The 19,241-nt window shown below is 71.0% G+C and carries 22 protein-coding genes; 14 read left to right on the forward strand and 8 right to left on the reverse strand.

Translation table 11 applies throughout. The annotated features are described in order from the left end of the window. The 8 genes from ACFWGZ_RS19660 to ACFWGZ_RS19695 all read left to right on the forward strand — a co-directional run. Positions 1-232: hypothetical protein (locus ACFWGZ_RS19660; protein WP_382452967.1), on the forward strand; the 232-nt coding region annotated here is incomplete at its 5' end. 22 nt (positions 233-254) lie between these two features. Then, positions 255-1,127, forward strand: a complete 873-nt coding sequence (locus ACFWGZ_RS19665; RefSeq protein WP_382452968.1) for a TauD/TfdA dioxygenase family protein — start codon at positions 255-257, stop codon at positions 1,125-1,127. Position 1,128: 1 nt separating this feature from the next. After that, positions 1,129-2,340, forward strand: a complete 1,212-nt coding sequence (locus ACFWGZ_RS19670) for a cytochrome P450 (protein WP_382452969.1) — start codon at positions 1,129-1,131, stop codon at positions 2,338-2,340. Then, positions 2,337-3,023, forward strand: coding sequence for a hypothetical protein (locus ACFWGZ_RS19675; protein WP_382452970.1), 687 nt, complete (start codon positions 2,337-2,339; stop codon positions 3,021-3,023). The genes ACFWGZ_RS19670 and ACFWGZ_RS19675 overlap by 4 nt, the downstream gene beginning before the upstream one ends. Positions 3,024-3,025: 2 nt before the next feature. After that, positions 3,026-4,477: a serine hydrolase gene (locus tag ACFWGZ_RS19680; protein WP_382452971.1), complete on the forward strand. Its 1,452-nt coding sequence runs from the start codon at positions 3,026-3,028 to the stop codon at positions 4,475-4,477. Beyond that, positions 4,474-5,673 carry a glycosyltransferase gene (locus ACFWGZ_RS19685; protein ID WP_382452972.1) on the forward strand — a complete coding sequence of 400 codons (1,200 nt, stop codon included), beginning with the start codon at positions 4,474-4,476 and terminating at the stop codon, positions 5,671-5,673. Before ACFWGZ_RS19680 ends, ACFWGZ_RS19685 begins: the two co-directional genes overlap by 4 nt. 364 nt (positions 5,674-6,037) lie before the next feature. Further along, positions 6,038-6,760, forward strand: coding sequence for an SDR family oxidoreductase (locus ACFWGZ_RS19690; protein WP_382452973.1), 723 nt, complete (start codon positions 6,038-6,040; stop codon positions 6,758-6,760). 80 nt (positions 6,761-6,840) lie between these two features. Beyond that, entirely contained in the window at positions 6,841-7,683 is an 843-nt protein-coding gene (locus ACFWGZ_RS19695) for a helix-turn-helix transcriptional regulator (RefSeq protein ID WP_382452974.1), read from the forward strand. Between the two features lie 77 nt (positions 7,684-7,760). On the opposite strand, the gene ACFWGZ_RS19700 is transcribed toward ACFWGZ_RS19695, so the two are convergent. Continuing rightward, on the reverse strand, positions 7,761-8,249 hold the full coding sequence (locus tag ACFWGZ_RS19700) for a MarR family winged helix-turn-helix transcriptional regulator (RefSeq protein ID WP_382452975.1): 489 nt from the start codon (positions 8,247-8,249) through the stop codon (positions 7,761-7,763). 107 nt (positions 8,250-8,356) lie between these two features. Between ACFWGZ_RS19700 and ACFWGZ_RS19705 the strand changes: the two genes are divergently transcribed. Together ACFWGZ_RS19705 and ACFWGZ_RS19710 are read left to right on the forward strand one after the other, a co-directional pair. After that, a complete protein-coding gene (locus ACFWGZ_RS19705; protein ID WP_382452976.1) occupies positions 8,357-9,241 on the forward strand; it encodes a cyclase family protein in 885 nt (294 codons plus the stop codon). Between the two features lie 397 nt (positions 9,242-9,638). Then, positions 9,639-10,328 carry a hypothetical protein gene (locus ACFWGZ_RS19710; protein WP_382452977.1) on the forward strand — a complete coding sequence of 230 codons (690 nt, stop codon included), beginning with the start codon at positions 9,639-9,641 and terminating at the stop codon, positions 10,326-10,328. On the opposite strand, the gene ACFWGZ_RS19715 is transcribed toward ACFWGZ_RS19710, so the two are convergent. Next, on the reverse strand, positions 10,274-10,423 hold the full coding sequence (locus ACFWGZ_RS19715) for a hypothetical protein (RefSeq protein WP_382452978.1): 150 nt from the start codon (positions 10,421-10,423) through the stop codon (positions 10,274-10,276). The two genes, ACFWGZ_RS19710 and ACFWGZ_RS19715, sit on opposite strands and share 55 nt — an antisense overlap. Before the next feature lie 397 nt (positions 10,424-10,820). Here ACFWGZ_RS19715 and ACFWGZ_RS19720 point away from each other — a divergent pair, with 397 nt between their 5' ends. Both ACFWGZ_RS19720 and ACFWGZ_RS19725 read left to right on the forward strand, forming a co-directional pair. After that, positions 10,821-12,290, forward strand: a complete 1,470-nt coding sequence (locus ACFWGZ_RS19720; RefSeq protein ID WP_382452979.1) for an aminotransferase class I/II-fold pyridoxal phosphate-dependent enzyme — start codon at positions 10,821-10,823, stop codon at positions 12,288-12,290. Between the two features lie 74 nt (positions 12,291-12,364). Continuing rightward, the gene (locus ACFWGZ_RS19725) at positions 12,365-13,144 is read left to right on the forward strand and encodes an alpha/beta fold hydrolase (RefSeq protein ID WP_382452980.1); all 780 of its coding nucleotides are present in this window, start codon (positions 12,365-12,367) and stop codon (positions 13,142-13,144) included. A gap of 311 nt (positions 13,145-13,455) precedes the next feature. Here the strand turns inward: ACFWGZ_RS19725 and ACFWGZ_RS19730 are convergent, their stop codons facing one another. Then, on the reverse strand, positions 13,456-13,650 hold the full coding sequence (locus ACFWGZ_RS19730) for a hypothetical protein (RefSeq protein WP_382452981.1): 195 nt from the start codon (positions 13,648-13,650) through the stop codon (positions 13,456-13,458). Positions 13,651-13,805: 155 nt separating this feature from the next. On the opposite strand from ACFWGZ_RS19730, the gene ACFWGZ_RS19735 reads away from it, so the two are divergent. Then, entirely contained in the window at positions 13,806-14,048 is a 243-nt protein-coding gene (locus ACFWGZ_RS19735; protein WP_382452982.1) for an acyl carrier protein, read from the forward strand. 16 nt (positions 14,049-14,064) lie between these two features. Then, a complete protein-coding gene (locus ACFWGZ_RS19740; protein WP_382452983.1) occupies positions 14,065-14,511 on the forward strand; it encodes a DUF4383 domain-containing protein in 447 nt (148 codons plus the stop codon). 248 nt (positions 14,512-14,759) lie between these two features. On the opposite strand, the gene ACFWGZ_RS19745 is transcribed toward ACFWGZ_RS19740, so the two are convergent. From ACFWGZ_RS19745 to ACFWGZ_RS19765, 5 genes are all read right to left on the reverse strand, one after another. Continuing rightward, positions 14,760-15,629, reverse strand: coding sequence for an acetate/propionate family kinase (locus ACFWGZ_RS19745; protein ID WP_382452984.1), 870 nt, complete (start codon positions 15,627-15,629; stop codon positions 14,760-14,762). Then, on the reverse strand, positions 15,572-15,865 hold the full coding sequence (locus ACFWGZ_RS19750) for a hypothetical protein (protein ID WP_382452985.1): 294 nt from the start codon (positions 15,863-15,865) through the stop codon (positions 15,572-15,574). Before ACFWGZ_RS19750 ends, ACFWGZ_RS19745 begins: the two co-directional genes overlap by 58 nt. Continuing rightward, a complete protein-coding gene (locus ACFWGZ_RS19755; protein WP_382452986.1) occupies positions 15,862-18,198 on the reverse strand; it encodes a phosphoketolase family protein in 2,337 nt (778 codons plus the stop codon). Before ACFWGZ_RS19755 ends, ACFWGZ_RS19750 begins: the two co-directional genes overlap by 4 nt. Positions 18,199-18,370: 172 nt before the next feature. Next, the gene (locus ACFWGZ_RS19760; protein WP_382452987.1) at positions 18,371-18,715 is read right to left on the reverse strand and encodes a hypothetical protein; all 345 of its coding nucleotides are present in this window, start codon (positions 18,713-18,715) and stop codon (positions 18,371-18,373) included. After that, a complete protein-coding gene (locus tag ACFWGZ_RS19765; RefSeq protein WP_382452988.1) occupies positions 18,651-19,151 on the reverse strand; it encodes a hypothetical protein in 501 nt (166 codons plus the stop codon). Before ACFWGZ_RS19765 ends, ACFWGZ_RS19760 begins: the two co-directional genes overlap by 65 nt. Between the last annotated feature and the right edge of the window lie 90 nt (positions 19,152-19,241).

Here is a 19,241-nt window from a genome sequence, read left to right on the forward strand (position 1 = left end):
GTGCCGGGCCAACCTGCGCAGCATGAACGGGCACCGGTTGCCGCGCCTGACCGCGACACCCAGCCACGTCTGGCTCGCGACCGAACCCGAGCCCGGCCTGCCGGTGGCCGACCGCGGCGGCTGGCGCGCCCTGCTGCCCGAGCCGAGCGACTGGCACGAACTGCCCGCCACCCACTACGGCGTCGTGCGCGCACCGCACGTCACCGCCGTGGCCGCGGCCATCGGACTGTGAGACCCACAGGAGGAAGGGAACCATGGAGCAGTACGAACTCGAGGCCGTCAAGCGGATCACCACGCAGCCGCCACGCGACTACAGGACGCTGGCGGTGCGTGGCCTGACCCCGGTCATCGGCGCCGAGGTCACCGGCCTGGACCTGAGCCAGGAGCTGACCGGAGAGCAGCTCACCGAGCTGAAGACGGCGTTCCTGGACCACCACGTGCTGGTGTTCCGCGACCAGGACATCACGCCGGACGACCACCAGCGCCTGGCCGCGAGCTTCGGCGAGCTGCGCCCGGTGAACCCGCCGCCCGAGCACGGCAACCCGTACATCCTCGAGGTCGCGACCGCCCCGGAGGCCGCCACCGTGTTCGGCAACGGCTGGCACGCCGACGGCACCGCCGACGCCGAGCCCTCGCTCGGTTCGATGCTCTACATCACGGAGATGCCGGCACCGGGCAGCGGCGGTGACACGCTCTTCGCGAACATGCACCTCGCCTACGACATGCTCTCGCCGAAGCTGAAGGAACTGCTGACCGGGCTGACCGCGATCCACGACGGCGCGCACGCGTTCCGCGGCCACAAGATCCCCGAGGGCTACGAACCGCCGGTCAGCGAGCACCCGGTCGTCGTGCGGCACCCGGAGACCGACCGGCCGCTGCTCTACGCCAACCCCGCCTACACCTCGCGCATCCCCCAACTGTCGGCCGACGAGAGCCAGGCCGTGCTCGACCTGCTGTTCTCGGTGGTGCCGAACCGGCCGATGCTGGCCTGCCGGGTGCGCTGGGAGCCGAACACGCTGGTGTTCTGGGACAACCGCTGCGTGCAGCACCACGCGGTCTACGACTACTACCCGCACACCCGCTTCGGCCACCGCGTCGCCATCAACGGCGGCCCCCTGAAGGGCTGACATGTCGTCCGAACCCGTGGTGGACGTGCGCGACCCGGCCGTCCTGGGCGATCCGATGGGCGGGTACGACCGCGTCCTCGCCGAGCGGCCGGTCTGCTGGGCCCGGTTGCCCGGCGGCCAGGAGGGCTGGCTCGTGACCGGCAACGCCGAGGTCCGCGCCGTGCTGACGCATTCGGCCGTGCGCAACGATCCCACCGGCCTGCCGGGACAGGGCGCGCAGACGCAGGAGGAGATGTTCCTGGCGCTGGGCACGCCCCCGGAGCACCTGCCGTACCTGCGGGCGAGCCTGCTGAGCCTCGACGGCGCCGAGCACGCGCGGCTGCGGCGCGGCATCAGCCACGCGTTCAGCGCGTCCCGCGTCCAGGCGCTGCGGCCGCGGGTGCAGGAGATCGTCGACGGGCTGCTCGACGGTCTCGGCCCCGCGACCGCGGACCTGCTCGAGGACTACGCCTACCCGCTGGCCATGGCCGTGGTCTGCGAACTGGTCGGGGTGCCCGAAGCGGACTGGAAGGACTGGTACCGCTGGGGCAAGGTCCTCGTCGACGGCGACCCGGAGCGGATCACGCCGACGCTGGGCGAGATGTTCGCCTACTGCCACGCGCTCGTCGACCGGCGCCGGACCGACCCTCGCGCGGACCTGCTCAGCGAGGTCGTCGTCCAGGACGACCTGACCGACGTCGACATCGTGGCGCTCGTGGTGTTCCTCGTGCTCGCCGGGCACGAAACCATGGCACACATGCTGTCCAACGCGGCGCTCGCGCTGATGCGCGACCCCGCCCAGCGGGACCTGTTGCGCACGGAGCCCTCGCTATGGCCGGCCGCGGTCCGCGAACTGGTCCGCACCGATGGTCCGGTGCAGCTGGCGCGGCTGCGCTACGCCGCGGCCGATTTCGAGGTGGGGGGCACGAAGATCAGCGCCGGCGACGCCGTGCAGGCGGTGCTCGGGGCCGCCAACCGCGATCCGGCCCAGTTCGCCTGCCCGCACCACGCCGACGTGCGCCACCAGGCCGAACACGGCGGTCGCGAGGGCAGCGTCGGGTTCGGCTGGGGTCCGCACTTCTGCCTCGGTGTCGCCCTGGCGAAACTCGAGGCCGAGATCGCGCTGCGGAGCCTGTTCGACCGCTTCCCCGCGATGGCTCCGGCCGCCGAACCGGCGTGGGTGCCGTTGCCCCGCGGGCGGCACCGGGTCGCCCTGGAGGTGACCCTGCGGTGAGCGCGCCCGCTCCCGACGTCTCGGTCATCCTGCCCTGCGCCGGACTCGGCACGCGGTTCGGAGCGCCGTACGCGAAGGAGCTGCACTGCCTGGCCCCCGGGATCACCGTGCTCGACCGCAGCCTGGAGACCGTGGTCGACCTGGCCGAGAGCGGGGCGGCCGTGCGGGTGGTCGTCGTGTTCGCCCCGCACAAGCTGGACACGGTGAAGTACCTGGCGCGCTACGCCGGGACCCTCCAGCTGGTCTTCGTCTACCAGGACGACGACACCGAACCGGGGCTCGACGGCGCGATCCGCTGCGCGCTGCCGATGACGCGAGGACCGGTGGCCCTCGTCCTGCCCGACATCTTCGTCAGCGGCGCGGGCAGCCTGCGGACAGTCCTGCGGCTGACGGACGCGTCGGCCTGGGGTGTGGTGGCCGCGAAGGAGCACGACCCCGTCGTCCTGCGACAAGCGGGCGCGCTCGCCGTGGACGGCGAAGACGGTGTCGTGACCGTCGAAGCCGCCGCGGAGAAGCCGGCCGATCCCGCGGGCTTCAACGCGCACTGGGGCATCGTGGCGGTCCACGAAGACGACGCCCACCGGCTGCCGGACGTCGCACGACGGGACTCGAACAGCCCGCTGGCCGGCGCCCGCGCCCTCATGGTCGAGCGGATCGTCAACTACAACACCACCGAAGGGTGAGCATGCTCGACGACGTGATGGCGGCGCTCGACACGGTCCTGCCCCGGCTGGCCGCGGTGACCGGCACCCCCGGGGTCGCCGTCGCGGTGGCGACGAGCGACGAGCTCCGCACGGCCTCGACCGGGTTCGCCGACCTGGCCGCGACCACACCGATGACCGCCGAGACCGTCGCGCCCGCGGGCTCGCTCACCAAACCGGTCACCGGCCTGGCCTTCGCGCAGCTGGCCGAGGCCAGCGTGGCCGGGTGGGACACGCCGGTCGACGACGTGCTCCCCGCCGGACTGCGCGGTCCCGGCGCGGCGCCGGTCACCACCGCCGCGCTGGCCGCGCACCAGGCCGGTTACTACAGCGACATCGTCACCGCCGTGGCACCTTCCGCGCCGGTGGAGCCGATCCTCGACTACGTCCGGCGGCGGCACGAGACCGGCCGCTCCGACGAGTACGGCGGAGTGCTGCCGCTGATGGCGGAACCGGGCCCGTACTCCTACTCCAGCTTCGGGGTCGGTGTGCTCGGCGGCGTCGTCGAGCACCTGGCAGGCGAGCCGTACGAGGCCCGCGTCCACCGAGACGTGTTCGCACCGGCGGGAATGACGAGCACGAGCATCAACGGCACCGGTGGCGCCACCGGGTACATGGCGTTCGGCGACTGGTGCGTGCCGAGCCCGCCGCTGCGGACGTCGGCGTATCCGGGGGTCGGGATGCACACCAGCGCCGCGGACTTCGCACGGCTGCTGCAGTCCTTGCTGCGCACCGCCCGGGGTGACCGCGGCCTGGTCGGGCCGGACTCGCTCGCGGCGATGGTGAGCCCGCGGGTCGAGCGCCCGAGCCCGCACGGCGTCCGCTCGTTCTCCGGCCTGACGTTCGAGCTCGCCGACCCGGATCTGGGCGAGGACTGGTGGTGGGGGCACACGGCAGCGTTCCCGTGGGGGTTCTGGTGGGAGGCGCGGGTCTGGCCGCACCGGGACCTGGCCGCGGTCGCGGTGGGCAACCGGTGGGACATGGCCCGGTTCCACAACCCCGCCACACGCAGCGCCCCTGGCCTGGCCGTGGACTGGGCGGGCCGCTGGGCGCGGTCCGGTGCACCGGTGAAACTCCCGGACATGGACGGCGGCCCCCGGTGGACCGGTCCCCGGCCCACACCCGAAAGCTCCCGCTGGATGGGCGTGCTGGTGGGCGAACGCACCCACGGCCTGCTCGGCGTGCCCGAACCCCTGCCGGTCACGGCACTGACCGCCGGCGCCCGTTCCCTCGGCGGCGCCGACGCGTCCGGCTGGGAGCCGGCAGCGTTCGCGCGCGGCGTGGCGCAGGCGCAGGCGGTGGCACCGGACCCGGCCGCACTCGGCGTGCTCGGCCGCGAACTCGGCCCGGCCGCGGCCCTGTGGATGCTGGAGTGCGGGGCGGCGAGCGCGGACGTCACGATGCCGGTCGGCTTCTACGCCGGAGGGTCCCGGTGACACGAATACTGCTCTCGACCTACGGAACGCGCGGCGACGTCGAACCGCTGGTGGCCCTCGCGCTGGAGCTTCGCGCACTCGGCGCCGAAGTGCGGATGTGCACTCCGCCAGACGAAGAATTCGAGCAGCGGCTGGCCGGTCTCGAAATCGACGCCGTGCCGGTGGGCCCGCCGATCCGGGCGCTGATGAACGGCACAACCCCACCGTCGGCGGCGGAGATCTCCCGGTACCGCACCGACCTGGTCGACGCGCAGTTCTCCGTCCTCCCCTCCGCGGCGGCCGGCTGCGACGCACTGGTCGTGGCAGGCCTGGCGCAAGTCGCCGCCCGATCCGTGGCCGAAGCCGCAGGCATCCCGTACGTGTACGTGACCTATGCGGCGGTCAACCTGCCCTCACCGCACCACGCGCCGCCCCCGCGCTCCGGCTGGCCGGAATCGCAGGCGGACAACACAACGCGGTGGAAACTCGACGCCGACCTGGTCGACGCACAGTTCCGCGAGCCGCTCAACCACCACCGCGCCGCGCTCGGCCTGCCCCGGGTGACCGCGGTGCGAGACCACGTGTACTCGGACCGGCCGTGGCTGGCCGCGGACCCGCTCCTCGGCCCCTGGCCACCGGGCCAGGACCTCGAAGTGGTCCAGACCGGCGCGTGGACCACAGTGGACGAACGCCCTCTGCCGGCCGACCTGACGGACTTCCTGGCCGCGGGCCCACCACCGGTCTACGTGGGTTTCGGCAGCATCGGCCCGGCGCCCGGCGTCGCCCGCTGGGCGGTCGACGCCAGCCGCGCCCGAGGCCACCGCGTCCTCGTCTCCCGCGGCTGGGCGGACCTGGACCTGGACGACTGCTTCGCCCTCGGTGACGTCAACCACCAGCGCCTGTTCGACGAACTGACGGCTGTGATCCACCACGGCGGCGCGGGCACCGTGCACACGGCCGCCAAGGCAGGCGTGCCGCAGGTGGCCGTCCCGATCCAGGTGGGAGACAACCCGTACTGGGCCGGCCAGGTGGCAGCCTGCGGGGTCGGCGCGGCCCTCGACGGCCGCACGGCGACGAGGGAGAGCCTCGCGGCGGCGCTCGATGTGGCACTGGCGCCCGCGACCCGTGACAGGGCCAAGGCGGTGGGAGCCGAGATCCGCACCGACGGCGCGAGGAACGCGGCACGTCTGCTGCTCAACGGCCTCTACGAGCACTAAGAAGAGGGGCTGCCGACCAATTTGGTCGGCAACCCCTCTTCCTTACGACAAACACAGCTGACAACACCTGTCCCGGGACGGTGTCGTGGTCATGATCGACCTTCCTTTCGATGCCGGCCTTCACGTCACCCGGACGTCCCGGCACTGTCCTGAACACAACAACTACCAGTCCAATTGCATGAATCGCGCGCACCTCGACCGCCCGGCCGGTGCGAAGTCCGCAGAACCGGGGTGGCTCGGCAACGCTCAGTCGTACGCGCCGCCTGCCGCACCCGGCGCACGTGCCCCGAGCTCTCCTTGTACTGCTGATCCCTGGCAGAAGCGGACATGGTTGCCGAGGCGCTGCGCGTACAGGATTCGGCACATGGACACGATGAGGAGTCAGATCGTTCTGGTCACCGGGGGGAACAAGGGACTGGGGCTCGAGACCGTGCGGCGCCTCGCCGCTCTGGGGGCGACGGTGGTGATGGGCTCACGCGACCCCGCCCGGGGCGCCGCAGCGGCGCAGGGCCTCGCGAACGGCGGGGACGTGGTGGTGGTCCCGCTCGACGTGACGTCCGACAGTTCGGTGACCGCGGCCGCCGACGAGGTCGAGCGGCGCTATGGCCGGCTCGACGTGCTCGTCAACAACGCGGGTGTCGACCGGCACGGCATCCCGCCGGCCGAGGTCACCGCCGCCGACATGGAGGAGCTGTTCGCCACGAACGTGTTCGGTCAGGTCCGGGTGACCCGCGCGTTCGTGCCGCTGCTCCGCCGCTCGCCGGCGCCGCGGATCGTGATGGTCTCCAGCGGACTCGGTTCCTTCGCGGTCACCCACGACCCGGCGCGTCTGGAGAGCACCGTGCCCGCGCTGGCCTACTGCGCGTCGAAGGCGGCGTTGAACATGGTGACGACCCAGTACGCCAAGGCGCTGCCGGGGTTCCGGGTCAACGCCGCCGATCCCGGCTACACGGCGACCGACATCAACGGTCACCGAGGTCCTCAAACCGTCAGCGAGGGCACCGACGCGATCGTCGCGCTCGCCATGATCGCCGCGGACGGACCGACCGGCGCCTTCGTGGACCGGCACGGTGCCGTCGGCTGGTGACGGGGCGGTGCCAGCCCTCGGCGCGTAGATTGGTCGGCGGCCGCCGCGGTGGCGGCTGGGACGGGGGCTGTCGCACGACAATGGACCGAGCCGAGCTGGGTGTGGTGCTGCGGGTCTGGCGGGAACGCCTCCAGCCGGTCGACGTCGGGCTGCCGGACGGTGCCCGCCGGCGCACACCGGGGTTGCGCCGGGAAGAGGTGGCTCAGCTGGCCGGGGTCTCGGTCGACTACCTGACCCGGCTCGAGCAGCGGCGCGGGCCCATCCCTTCGGAGTCGGTGCTCAGCGCCGTGTCGGGTGCGCTGCGACTCACCGAGGCCGAACGCCGGCACCTGTTCCACCTCGCCAGCACGGCGCCCCCGCCACCGGACCGCATCCTCTCGGAGGTGCGGCCGCAGGTGCGGAGGCTGCTCGACCGGTTCACCGGCCTGCCCGCGTTCCTGATGGACGCCAAGACCGATGTGCTGGCCTGGAACGACATGGCGGTCGCCTTGCTGGGCGACTTCGCGGCGAAGCCCCCGGCCGAGCGGAACATGATGCACGAGAAGTTCCTCGGGCCGCCGAGCGTGTTCGGCGCCGACGACGAGGAGCGCGATCGCATCGACCGGATCATGGTGGCGCACCTGCGCCAGTCGGCCGGTCGCTATCCCGAGGACCCGGGACTGCTAGACCTGGTGCGACGGCTGCTCGTAGGGAGCCCGCGTTTCGCGGCGCTGTGGGCGGACCGGGACGTCGCCGCGCGGCGCGAGGACCGCAAGGGGGTTCACCACCCGAGGCTCGGTCTGCTCGTGCTCGACTGCGACACCCTGCAGGTGAGCGATGACGACCAGGTGATCCTGGTCTTCTCCGCCGCTCCCGGGACGCGCGAGGCCGACGCCCTGGAAGAGCTCAGCGCGTCAGGCGGGCAGAACCACCAGCCGTCCTGACGAGCGGGCCGTCGCCCCGGTGCACCGCGCGCTGCCGGGCCGACCTCGGCACAGCGCCGCGAACCGGCGGAGTCCGATCAGGACACGGGCGGTTCCTGCGGGCTCGCGGGAGTCCGCAGGTGCGCCCCGATGGCCTTGCTCACCTCGGTCAGGAACTCCGCCACGGTCGCGCGGTCCTCTTCGGACAGTGCCGCGGACACGGCGTCGATCGACTGGATCACGGGTCCCCAGGTTTCGGACGTGGCCTGGCGGGCGGTGGGTGTGGGCACCACGGTGATGCGCCGCCGATCGGCCGTGTCACGCCTGCGCTCGACGTGCCCTGCCTGCTCGAGCCGATCGATGAGACCGGTGGCCGAGGCCGACCGGATCCCGAGGCGCTCGGCGAGGTCGGCCGCGCCGAGCCCATCGTGCCGCACCAGCACGCCCAGCGCCTCCATGTCGTTGGCACCCATGCCCAGGGACCGGGCCAGTTCGCCGGTGAGCTGACGGCTGACACGGCCGAGGTCGCGCACAGCGGACGTGACCGGATCCAAGTCGGCGAACAGGGCGAGGTCGTCGGAGTGCATGTCCCCCATTTAATCACAGCAACCTGATTGCTAGGAAAACTTGCCATATTTCAAACTAGTAGATAGCTTGGCGAAGTAGATGGTGGATCGAGTCGAAACGAGGACCCATGACCGCGTCCGATGACCGCGACATGCCCGACAACCGGGGACGCTGGGGTGCCGACGACGAACTCGGCACGCTCAACCTGATCACCGCCGACGTCCGGGCCCGAGCGGTGGCCGAGGCTCGCACCGGACGGTGGGTGTCACTGGCGATGCCGGTGACACCCGCGTCGATGATGGGCGGACCGTTCGCCGCGGCCGCACCGGCGTCCCCGCCCGTCCAGCAGGCGCTGCTCCACACCGGCACGCCGCCGATGGGAATGGCCGAGGTGCTCGTCCTGACCCCGCACCACCCCGCGCTCACCCACCTCGACGCACTGGCGCACATCCCGGTCGACGGACTCGTCTACCCCGGACGACCGCTCGGCGAGGCGGTCACACCCGCCGGTGTGCAGCACGGATCGACGACGGCGTTCGCCGACGGCCTGCTCACCCGCGGCGTCCTGCTCGACCTGGCTCCCGGCGGGCGCCTCCCGTCCGCCCACCCCGTCACGGGCGCCGACCTGGACGAGGCAGAACACCGCAGCGGAGTGCACGTAGAGCCCGGTGACGCCGTTGTGGTGCGCGGCGGCTGGACGTTCTCCTGGGAAGGAACCGCACCGACGCCCGGCCTGACCCCCGACGCGGTCGACTGGCTACGGCGCCGCGACGTCTCCCTCTACGCCGGCGACATCGGCGACGCCTTCCCTCCACTCGACCCCCTGGCGCCGATGCCGCTGCACCTGATCGGCCTGGCGAGGCTCGGACTGCCCCTGATCGACGGCGCGGAGGTCGAGGCTCTGACCGAGGCCTGCGCCGAACTCGGCCGGTACTCGTTCCTGCTCACCGTCGCACCGCCGCGGCTGCGCGGCGCCACCGGTGTACCGGTGAACCCCATGGCGATCTTCTGAAGCCACGGCGACAGGCCGCCGGCGGTTTCCGGCCGAGGTGCGGTCGTCGTGACTCAGAACGGCGGTTCAGGGTGATGTGCGGACAGGGCACTACAAGCCACCGAGTGGCCGGGCTCCGCCAACTCGTCCTGCAGACACCGGCACCGTGATCGCGGACGCGCTCGGCTTCCACAGCAAGCACGTCACTCGAATCCGTGCCGACGCAGGTAGCGTCTGGAAGACCTACGCCCCTGCATTCACAGCCGATGAGGTTCACCGTGGGATGCCAACTGCTCGATCGATGAAGCCTGCCGGCCTCGAGGGCCGACTCCTGCGGGGCAGGAGAACGCCCGCGCTACCCGCTACCGAAACGGACCATCCGCCTCGGCCAGGCCTGGGCCCGTCATAGGATCCGGTCATGGCGAACCGTTCGTACCTGTACAGCACCAGCAATCGGCCGGAGTCCTATGAGGACCGTCCGGAGACGATCTCCGGGTTGTCGGAATGGCCCTACGCCATCCCGTTCTCCTTCCTGGTGCTCCTGTCCGGCGATCCCCGGCTGTGCGCGTCCCTGATCGCCGACGGGTTCGACGGCGAGCCCCCTGAGAGCAGGACCACGCTGTACGCCATCAGCGGCGAGTTCGACGCCGGGTTCGCGCGACTGACGAAGTTCGCCGCCGCCGTACGCGCCGTGAGCGACGCCGAGGGCCTGCACGCCGGGCTCGCCGAGGCGGAGCGGTTCCTCGACGCGCACCGCGACCGGTACGTCCTGCTTGAGACCATCGAACTCGACACCATGATCGAGAGCGGCGAAGACGAACTGCGGGCGCTCATCGAGAGCCACCTCGACCTGTGCCGGGCGGCGGGCGCGGCCATCGACGCCCTGCCCGATGACCCGGCAGCGGCCGGGGCCGTGCTCGCCGCCGCGGCGGCCGAGCGGTCGGCGCCACCGCTGGACGCCTTCCACGGGCTCGTGCTGACCGACGACTTCGACAACACGCGCGACGACAGGACCGACAACCCGATCGGCCTCAGCTGGTGGACCGACGTCCTCTACTTCGCGCTCTGGAACCGGGCGGAGTACGCGGCGAACCAGCCGAACCAGTAGCCCGCGGTGGCCAGGACGGCCTCGGCGTTGGCCTCGTGCCCGGCCGGCGTGGTGTGAACGTCGGTGACTGTGTAGAAGTACGTCAGCGCGCACACCCGGCGCCACCGGTGCCAGCACGGGGCCGTATTCGGGGCACCTGGCCGTCTCGGTCGGCGGCCCCGTAGGCGCCGGCCTCGGCAGTGACGTCGACGAACGCCACGTCGGCCTTCCCGTACTCGGCCTCGAACGCCGGGTGAAGAAGTCGCGGAACAGCGACACGGACTGGCGGCATGTGGGGTGCCACAACACTTTCCGATAGGGATGACCTGCGCATCAAGCAGCTGCAGTTTCGTGTTCGTTGATCAGCCCCGTGCGTGCCGAAAATTACGTCCGCACAGGTCAAACAGCATGCCGATACTCGTGACCGCTACGGCTGTACGCGCCGCCTGGCAGTCACGCCCCCCTCAGCTCCGCGATTCGGTTCAGCGCGCTCCGACCAGGCAACCCTCCACCATGGACCAGAGCAGGGCACCGGTATTGGAAGCGTTGCAGGCGTTCCGCGAACACGGTTACACGCCGTTCACCCCGCCCGGCCACCGGCAGGGCCGTGGCGTGGACCCACGCGTGCTGGACGTGCTCGGTGAAGCGGTGTTCGCCGCCGACGTCATCCCGGTCAACGGCTTGGACGACCGGCTCAACCGCCATGGCGTCATCGAGCACGCCCAGCAGCTGATGGCCGAGGCTGTCGACGCCGAGCAGGCGTTCTTCTCGACGTGCGGCAGTTCGTTGTCGGTCAAGAGCGCCATGCTCTCGGTCGCGGGACCGCACGAGAAGCTCATCGTGCCGCGGCACGCCCACAAGTCCGTCGTCTCGGGCCTCATCCTCAGCGGTGTCTCGCCCGTGTGGCTCTCTCCGCACTGGGACGCCGAACGCCACTTGTCGCACTCGCCCGGCCCCGACCAGGTGCGCGCCCTGTTCGAAGCCGAGCCCGAGGCGAAGGGGATGCTGCTCGTGACACCCAACGACTACGGCACGTGTGGCGACATCGCCGCGATCGCCGCTGTGTGTCACGAATTCGGAAAGCCACTGATCGTGGACGAGGCCTGGGGCGCGCATCTGCCCTTCCACCCGAACCTGCCGCCGTGGGGCATGGACGCCGGCGCCGACGTCGTCGTCACCAGCGTGCACAAGTCCGGCGCCGCGATCGAGCAGAGCTCGGTGTTCCACCAGCAGGGCAACCTGGTGGATCCGAAGGTGCTCAAGACCCGGGAGGACCTGCTGGCCACCACCAGCCCCACGTCGCTGGTCTACGCCACGCTCGACGGCTGGCGTCGGCAGATGGTCGAGCGTGGCGAGGAGATGCTCACCGCGGCCCTCGCACTCGCGCACTTCACTCGCGCCGCCATCGACGAGCTGCCCGGCCTGCGAGTGATGGGCCGCAGGGAGTTCGTGGGCGAGAGCCTGGCCACTTCGTTCGACCCGCTCAAGATGGTCGTCGACCTGACCGGGCTGGGCATCAGCGGCTACCAGGCCACGGACTGGCTGCGCGAGCACCGGCGCGTCACGCTCGGTCTGTCCGACCACCGGCGTGTCGTCGCCCACTTCACCCATGCCGACGACCACCGCACCGCTTCCGTCCTGCTCGACGCCCTCGCCGCCCTGGTCAAGGCCGCCGACGAGCTCCCCGCGCCACCGAGGGTGGACCTGCCGTCGCCGGAGGACCTGCAACTGGAGACGGTGATGCTGCCGCGCGACGCGTTCTTCGCCGAGGTCGAACAGGTCGCCGCCCAGCACGCGATCGGCAGGATCAGTGCCGAGATGGTCACGCCGTATCCACCCGGTGCCCCCGCGGTCCTGCCGGGAGAAGTGATCACCCAGGAGGTCGTCGACTACGTCCGCAGCGGGCTGAGCGCCGGAATGCAGCTGCCTGACCCCGCCGATCCCGACCTCACCAGCTTCCGGGTTGTGGCAAGGAATCAATGACGACCTGACCGCCGTTTGCCGTGGCTTCGCTCGGGTAGGCCACCTCACGGAGGCACATGATGAGCGTTGTCAGCATGATCCGTTCCGCCGCCCACGAGAACGTCCTGCGCGCCGCGATGGGCATACCTCGATTACTCCGCCACCCGGTCTGGACGGACACCTGGCCGGATCGGCGCGGCGGACTCGGTGTCGTGCTCGTCCCGGGATTCGGCTCCGGGGACGTCAGCCTCACCCTCATCGCGAAGTGGTTGCGCAGCAACGGTTGCAGGACGGCCGGTGCGCACATCGGGCTCAACGTCGGCTGCACCGGCGACTTGGTCGACCGGGTCGAGCGCCGGCTGGAACAGCACGTGGCGGTCACCGGTGACCAGGTGGTCTTGCTCGGGCACAGTCGCGGTGGTGGTCTCGCTCGGCTCGTCGCCGTCCGGCGGCCGGAGCTCGTGCGTGGCCTCGTGATGATGGGGAGTCCGGTGCTCGATCCGTTGGGAAACCCAGGTGTGTTGCGAGCAGCGCGCTTGCTGGCACGGCTGTCTAGCGCCGGACTTCCCGGCATGCTCGACGAGGACTGCCTGACCGGCTCCTGCTACAGGGAGAACATGGCTTCTCTCGCAGCGCCTCTGCGCGTTCCGGCGATCGCGTTCTTCTCCCGGCGGGATGCGATCGCCCCCTGGCGCTCGTGCCTCGATCCCTTCGCGAAGTGCGTCGAGATCCGCAGCACCCACACCGGCATGGCCCTCGATCCCGACCTCTACCACGCGCTGGGACTTTGCTTGGAGCAGTGGACCGCATCGGACTTCACCGACACCGGTGAGACCGACGAACCGAACAGCCCGGCTGTGAGCAGATGGTCATAGACGCGCTCGGCGTCAGCCTCCTCGGTCGTCCACCGCGGAACTCAGCATCGCGGCGATCTCGACGAGCTCGCGATCGGTGATCGACTTCTCGTCCGCTCGTTCCAGCAACCCGCTTCGAGTGACCACAGGCAGGGCTCCGCGCAGCTCCTCGGCCGCAAGGTCCTCGCGGCTCGCCACACGTAGTGCCTCTCCCCCAGCACCAGTGCCGAATCGCCCGACACTCGAGCGTCGAGCCCATGACAGGAAGAAGGCCTCCTCGCGGACCCGGTGGTGGCATTGCCGACGAACTGGAGTGAGCCGGTCACACCGGTTCAGCCCTGGTCCGGGTCATCGGAGACCGAGTAGTCGGAGACACCGACGTTCCCGGTCGGATTCGGTTCGGGATGCGCAGAGCCGGATCCGCTCCGTCCGGCAAGCGTGTCCGCATCATCCGCATCCGCCTCTGCCAGGGAAGTACGGCTCTCGTCGTCGTACTCCTGCTCCGGGTTCTGACCTTCGGTGCTCATGCCGGTCGGCTACCCCGGAGGCGCCACGATGAACTTGTGGTGCGGTCCAAGCGGAAGATGAAGCTGATGCGCTCGTCCACCGCCGCCTACGCGATCCAGGTTTGACCCGGTTTGCACGGGTACCACCTCGTTACCGGCAACTACAGGAGGTAGCGATGGCAACCGGTGAGACCGGTTTCGACGACGTCACCTACGACCTCATCTCCGTGCAGTACCACGCGCTGAAGGCAGGACACGACTACGGCCAGTACGTCCGCGACGCGGACAACGCCGGTAGGCAGGACATCGCCGACTTCTTCCGCAGTGTCATGGAAGAGGACTCCGCGCGGGCCAGGCAATGCCACAAGTTCATCGCGGACCTGTCAGGGTCTGGCGAATCAGGGCCCGCAGTGAGCTGACAACATCGCCGAGGTCGTGCCACGGCACCCGTTTCCCCGAGATCGCGCGGGTGGCCGGGCGCGACCGAAGCGAATCCTTGTTCTCCCTTGGAGTGGTCATGCCGCCTTCGGTGTCATCGGATTCCTGATGTCCCGCACCGCCTACCACGCGTACTGGTACTTGCTCGGGGGTGGCGTCGTCCACCTGATGCTGTGGCTTTACGGTCTGCTGCCCGCGAGTTCCGTGGGCAGCAGGTTTCCGCGTTGTCCTGCTGATGTTTCCGGTTCGGTCTTGGCCCGCTCCTACACCGGGGGCCGCTTCTACCGCGATGTGTTCCCACGAGTGACACGTGAGCACCCTGTCATGGCCGGCGATGCCCTGGCTCTCTCGCCGCACGGGGTCCGCCAGCAGCACTCTCACGACTCGCACGACATCCGCCGATCGCTCCGACTGGACCAACGTGACTTCCGGTCACCTCGTTGACCACCGTGTCGACCGCCCCCAGGCTGGCCTCTCGCCTGACGGACATCGCGCACTCGTTTCCGTTCAGCGCTTCCGGCATGCTGTTCACCGACGGGCATCAAGCGGGGCTGCCTGCGGTGAGATCGCCTTGGAACTCGGCTTGGTCGTCGGTGTCGCGGTCCCCGGTCTCGTGGCGTTGGCGCCGCGGTTGTCGACGCTGGGTGCGGAACGTCTGCGCGACCGCGGATCTGACCCATGCCAACCCTTGTCTAACCAGCGCCGAGTGCGGCCATGGTGTCCCGGCAGAGCTGGAGCTCCTCACGCGGCCGCACCACGAGCACCGGTACGGCCGCGTCCGGTGAGCTGATCCGCCCGTCGCCGCCGGGATCGCCGTTCACCTCGCCGCGGATGCCGAGCAGGGCGAGGCCCGCGACGACGTCGGCGCGCACTTCCGGCTGGTCCCAGCCGATCTCCCCGGTGAACACCAGGGCGTCGATCCGGTCGAGCGAGGTGGCGGACGCGGCGAGCTCACGGCGGACGCGGTGGGCGAAGACCCGCAGGGCCGTCGCCGCCGCCTCGTCCCCCTCTCCGGCAGCGGCCACGAGGTCGCGCGTGTCCCCGGACCGGCCCCCGGACAGCCCGAGGAGGCCGGACTCGTTGTTGAGGCAGTGCTCGACGGTGTCGAGGTCGAGGTCATCTCGCCGGAGCAACCACAGCAGCATGCCGGGGTCGATGCTGCCGGACCGCTTCGACATCGGCACGCCCTCGAGCGGCGTGAAGCCCATGGAGGTGTCGACGCTGCGGCCGTCGCGGACGGCGCACACCGAGCTGCCACCGCCCAGGTGGGTCATCAGCAGGCTCAGCCCGGTCGCCGGCCGGTCCAGGAGCTCGGAGGTGCGGTCGAGCGCCCAGCGGTAGGACAAGCCGTGGAAGCCGTAGCGGCGCAGGCCGTAGCGCTCCCGCCACACGGCGGGCAACGGGTAGGTGGCGGCGGCCTCGGGCAGGTCGTTGTGGAACGCGGTGTCCGGGCACAGCACGTGCGGGACGCCGGGCAGCCGTTCGCGCAGCACGCCCAGCAGCGTCAAGGCCGGCGGTACGTGCAACGGCGCCAGGTCCGCCGTACGCTGTGCGGCGGCCACGGACCTGTCGTCCACAACGGTCGCGCGCGCAGGTCCGGGCCACCGTGGACGAGGCGGTGTCCCACAGCGGTCACCTCGTCCACGCGGTCGAGCAGCTCGTCCAGTGCGTGGCGGGCCTCGTCCGAGTCCGGCGGGTGCCCGACCTCTGCGGTGGCGATCACCTCTTCGGCGTCCGGGTCGAGCAGGTGTGCCTTGAGGCTGCCGGAGCCGGCGTTGACGGTGAGGACACGGCTCACGCGGTCCACCGCCACTCGGTGATCTCCTGCGGATCGGTCCCTTCGCGGTGCGCGACCTCCCGCAGGCTGTCGCGTTCGCGGATCAGCCGATCGGCGAGCCCGTGGTCGTGCCCGGTGCGGCGCAGCGCGTCCACGGCGAGGTCGTGACGGCTCATCCGGTTGCTCACGAGCAGGTCGAACGGCGTGGTCGTGGTGCCTTCCTCCAGGTAACCGTGCACGTGGAAACGCTCGGTCTCCGGCCTGCCGTGCAGCACCTCGTGCACAGCCGAGGGATAGCCGTGAAAACCGAAGACGACCGGGGTGCGTTCGCCGAAGCAGGCGGTGAAGTCCTCGTCCCGCAGGCCGTGCGGGTGACGGGAGGCCGGTGCGAGGGACAGCAGGTCGACCACGTTGACGACGCGCACGGTCAGATCAGGAGCGTGTTCACGCAGCATCGCGGCTGCCGCCAGCACTTCGACGGTCGGGATGCCACCTGCGCAGGCGAGCACCACGTCGGGTTCTCCGTCTCCGTGGCAGGCCCATTTCCAGACGCCCGCGCCCGCCTCGCAGTGCTCCTCGGCTGCGTCGAGGCCGAGCCACTGCGCTCCGGCGTTCTTGCCCGCGATCACGAGGTTGATGCGGTCGGTGGAGGCCAGGCAGTGGCGCAGGGTGACGAGCAGCGTGTTCGCGTCCGGCGGCAGGTAGATCCGCGCGGTGGACGCCTTCTTCGTCAGCAGGTTGTTGAGGAAGCCGGGGCCCTGGTGGCTGTAGCCGTTGTGCTCCTGCCGCCAGCCTTCGCTGGTGAGCAGGTAGTTCAGGCCGGCCACCGGTGCGCGCCACGGCACCTCGCCGGACATCTTGAGGAACTTGGCGTATTGGTTGACCATGCTGTCCACGATCGAGGCGAACGCCTCGTAGCACGGGAAGAGGCCGTGCCGCCCGGTGAGCACGTATCCCTGCAGCCAGCCCTGGCACAGGTGCTCCGACAGCACTTCCACCACCCGGCCGCCCGGCGCCACGTGTTCGGCGGTGTCCGGCAGCGGCCACGTGAACGCCCGGTCCGTCACCTCGAGCAGAGCGCCGAGTTTGTTCGACTCCAGCTCGTCCGGGCAGAGCACCCGGAAGTCGCGGCGGTCCTCGGTCGCGCGCACCAGACCGGCCAGCCACTCCCCCGCCGTCCCGGTCGGGCTCGCCGACGTGGCACCCGGTGCGGGCACGTCCACGGCGAACCCCGCCACGTCGGGCAGGGGCAGGTCGCGGCGCAGGCGCCCGCCGTTGGCCTCGGGCACCCGGCCCAGCCTCAGCCCCTCGGGCGGCAGCCCGGCCAGCAGGTCGTCGTGCGGACGGCCGTCCGCGTCGAAGAGCTCCTCGGGCCGGTACGACCGCAGCCACTGTTCCAGCAACGCGAACTCGGTGTCGTCGTCCTGCACCGCGCCCAGCGGCACCTGATGCGCGCGGAAGGTGCCCTCCAACCGCTCACCCGCGGCGCCGCGTTCCGGTACGCCCCAGCCCTTCGGCGAGCGCAGCACGATCATGGGCCACACCGCGCGCTCGCCAGGCTGCCACCGTTCCCGCACCGCCGTGATCTCCCGGTGCGCCAGGTCGAGCGTCTCGGCGAGCAGCGCGTCCGGGTCGTCCGCGCCGGTGACGTCGACGAGGTAGGGCGACCAGCCGGCACCGCTGAAGTACGCCGTGAGCTCCTCGTCACTCATGCAGCCGTAGATCGTCGGGGACGAGATCTTGTACCCGTTGAGGTGCAGCACGGGCAGCACCGCACCGTCGGTGCGGGGGCTCAGGTACTTGCTCGCGTGCCACGAGCCCGCTGTAGGACCGGTTTCGGCTTCGCCGTCCCCCACCAGGCAGGCGACGAGCAGATCCGGCTTGTCCAGAGCGGCGCCGAACGCCGTGGCGAGCGCGTACCCGAGCTCGCCTCCCTCGTGGATCACGCCGGGCACCTCGGGCGAGAGGTGGCTGGGGAACCCGCCGGGCCAGGAGAACCGGCGCACCAGCTCGGCCAGCCCCGCCTCGTCCCGCCCCAGTGCCGGGTCCAGCAGGGCGTGCGTGCCCTCCAGCCACAGGTTGGCGTGCACGGCGGGCGCACCGTGACCCGGCCCGGTGACCAGCAACGTGCGCTGCCCGGTCCGCCGCACCAGGCCGTTGAGGCCGCTGTAGAGCAGCGTGATGCCGGGGCAGGTGCCCCAGTGGCCCAGAAGCCTGGGCTTGAGGTGCTCGCGACGCAGCGTTTCACGCAGCAGTACGTTGTCCTTCAGGTAGATCATCGCCGCGGCCGCGTAGTCGCACGCCCGGCGGTAGCGGTGGACGGCCTCGGTCTCGCGAGTCTGCGTGGTCGTCATAGGACCGGCTACCCGCGAAAGCGGGGCCTACCCGATCGCCTGTCAGCGGTTCCGGCCGGACAACGCGTCGCGCATCCGGTCGGCCGGTGGGCTGTCCGGAGCCGCGAGGCGGGGACGGGTCGGCGCGACCTTCCTGGCCGCGATGACCCTGCTCCCGTGTCGTGGTCCTGCGTCAGGCTCGTGATGTTCCTCCCGCGGCCCGCAGCCGGACGGGTCCTGCGTCGATCGGCACGCGGAACAGGTGGTAGGGCTTCTGCCTGCGGTCCTGCCCGCCCTGGTACCTGGCCTGCCGGTGCAGCTGGTTGGCGGTGACGTAGAGCTGGCCGTCGGCGACCGACATCGTGTCCGGCCACAGCAGCCGCGGGTCGTGCGCGACGGTCTCGAACGTGCCGTCCGGCAGCCTGCGCAGCACCGCGTCGTGCTCGAAGTCCGTCAGGTACAACCGGCCGGCGTCATCGGTCTCCAGGCCGTCGGAGCCACCGCCCTTGTCGCCCTCGTCGACGACCTGCTCCCCCACCTCGTCGTCGGTGCACCGTCCAGCCCCAGGCGGGCGGGGGTGTCGGCGCACCGCGCGGCACCACGAGCAACGCCACCCGCCTGCCGCCCGAGTCCAGGGCGTGCACGCCGAGCGGAAGCCGGTCGGCCCGCAGCTCGCCCGTCACCGGGACCTCCCTGCCGCTCTCGCAGTGCAGGACGCCACGGCCTGGCAGCTCCAGCGCCTGGCGGCCGGTCAGCACCACGGCATCCGGTAGCGCGCCGGCGGCACGGCGATCGCGGGCCCTCGTCAGTTCGCCGCGCACCGCCGACGCGCTCGACACGTCCACCTCGAGCTGGGTCAGCACGGCGCGCACCACGGACGGGTCGACCGCCACGCGCTCTCCGCCGACGCCGCCGTAGCAGGTCGCCACTCCCAGGGCCGCGGCCAGTTCGTGCAGCTCATCACCCACGCGCATCAGCCTCCCCGCGCTCCGCTCCGGAACTTCCCGAGCGGGTCGGCCCGAAACGCGCGGAGCCACGCCGGCACGGGTTCGTCTTCGCGTGGA

The sequence above is a fragment of the Lentzea sp. NPDC060358 genome, assembly GCF_042725365.1.
Taxonomy (GTDB): domain Bacteria; phylum Actinomycetota; class Actinomycetes; order Mycobacteriales; family Pseudonocardiaceae; genus Lentzea.

Coding starts and splice junctions, on each gene's coding strand:
- ACFWGZ_RS19665 (WP_382452968.1), top strand. CDS start 255: ATGGAGCAGTACGAACTCGAGGCCGTCAAGCGGATCACCACGCAGCCG.
- ACFWGZ_RS19670 (WP_382452969.1), top strand. CDS start 1,129: ATGTCGTCCGAACCCGTGGTGGACGTGCGCGACCCGGCCGTCCTGGGC.
- ACFWGZ_RS19680 (WP_382452971.1), top strand. CDS start 3,026: ATGCTCGACGACGTGATGGCGGCGCTCGACACGGTCCTGCCCCGGCTG.
- ACFWGZ_RS19690 (WP_382452973.1), top strand. CDS start 6,038: ATGGACACGATGAGGAGTCAGATCGTTCTGGTCACCGGGGGGAACAAG.
- ACFWGZ_RS19695 (WP_382452974.1), top strand. CDS start 6,841: ATGGACCGAGCCGAGCTGGGTGTGGTGCTGCGGGTCTGGCGGGAACGC.
- ACFWGZ_RS19700 (WP_382452975.1), bottom strand. CDS start 8,249: ATGCACTCCGACGACCTCGCCCTGTTCGCCGACTTGGATCCGGTCACG.
- ACFWGZ_RS19705 (WP_382452976.1), top strand. CDS start 8,357: ATGACCGCGTCCGATGACCGCGACATGCCCGACAACCGGGGACGCTGG.
- ACFWGZ_RS19710 (WP_382452977.1), top strand. CDS start 9,639: ATGGCGAACCGTTCGTACCTGTACAGCACCAGCAATCGGCCGGAGTCC.
- ACFWGZ_RS19720 (WP_382452979.1), top strand. CDS start 10,821: ATGGACCAGAGCAGGGCACCGGTATTGGAAGCGTTGCAGGCGTTCCGC.
- ACFWGZ_RS19725 (WP_382452980.1), top strand. CDS start 12,365: ATGATCCGTTCCGCCGCCCACGAGAACGTCCTGCGCGCCGCGATGGGC.
- ACFWGZ_RS19730 (WP_382452981.1), bottom strand. CDS start 13,650: ATGAGCACCGAAGGTCAGAACCCGGAGCAGGAGTACGACGACGAGAGC.
- ACFWGZ_RS19735 (WP_382452982.1), top strand. CDS start 13,806: ATGGCAACCGGTGAGACCGGTTTCGACGACGTCACCTACGACCTCATC.
- ACFWGZ_RS19755 (WP_382452986.1), bottom strand. CDS start 18,198: ATGACGACCACGCAGACTCGCGAGACCGAGGCCGTCCACCGCTACCGC.
- ACFWGZ_RS19765 (WP_382452988.1), bottom strand. CDS start 19,151: ATGCGCGTGGGTGATGAGCTGCACGAACTGGCCGCGGCCCTGGGAGTG.